This is a genomic window from Mucilaginibacter agri, assembly GCF_009928685.1.
In the GTDB taxonomy this organism is placed as follows: domain Bacteria; phylum Bacteroidota; class Bacteroidia; order Sphingobacteriales; family Sphingobacteriaceae; genus Mucilaginibacter; species Mucilaginibacter agri.
Genome location: NZ_WWEO01000018.1, coordinates 1 through 834 on the forward strand (window position 1 = coordinate 1; position 834 = coordinate 834).

Sequence of the window (834 nt, forward strand, 5' to 3'; positions counted from 1 at the left end):
ATGCGAATCAAGAGTCGAAATATGTTGATAACTTCAGGAGATAAATCGTTGATTGTGAGCGATTTAGCGACGAATATATTTGGTTAAAGCCTTGAAAATCAGTATCTTAAAGAAGATTACCACATCGAACTTTAAGAATGATTCCCAAGGCTAAGGCACTCAAACTAATCGCTATATACCTGTATATATGCAAGTTACACAGCGACGAACTCAAACACCTATCTCAAAGATACACCAATAACGACAAACCCGACTTTACAGATCAGGAAATTATGACATTATATCTTTTTACTGTTCAGCAGGAGCAACGTTTCAGTGTATCGCAGGTCTATGCTTTTGCTGACCAGTACCTGCGTTCCTGGTTTCCTGCGTTGCCTTCTTACAAAGCTTTTAATAACAGGTTAAACAGGCTTAGTGAGGCGTTTAAAGCTGTAGCTGCTCATTCCTTTTCGACTTTTATACCACCGGAATGTGACACTGCTATAAGCTTACTCGATTCTATGCCTATTATTACCTGCTCAGGAAAGCGCAGCGCTAAAGTAGCCACTGAAATCACGGACAAAGGGTATTGCTCTACTAAATCCATGTTTTACTATGGGCTTAAGTTACATGCCCTGGCCTTTCACGGCCCAAAACGCTTGCCTTTTCCCGAACATGTAGTAATCACTCCGGCATCCGAGAATGATTTAAATGTTTTCAGGCAAGATTGGAGCAATATAAACAACCGCACTTTCTTTGGGGATAAAATTTACAATGATGCGGAATTCTTTAAAGATTTAGCTATAAATACCAATTCTATCATGCTTACACCTGTTAAGGGGATAAAAGGACAAC

Annotated in this window: 1 protein-coding gene; it reads left to right on the forward strand. The window is 39.6% G+C overall.

From position 1 onward, the window contains the following. Positions 1–137 precede the first annotated feature (137 nt). On the forward strand, positions 138–834 hold a 697-nt coding region (locus tag GSY63_RS00060; protein ID WP_208094406.1), incomplete at its 3' end, for a transposase.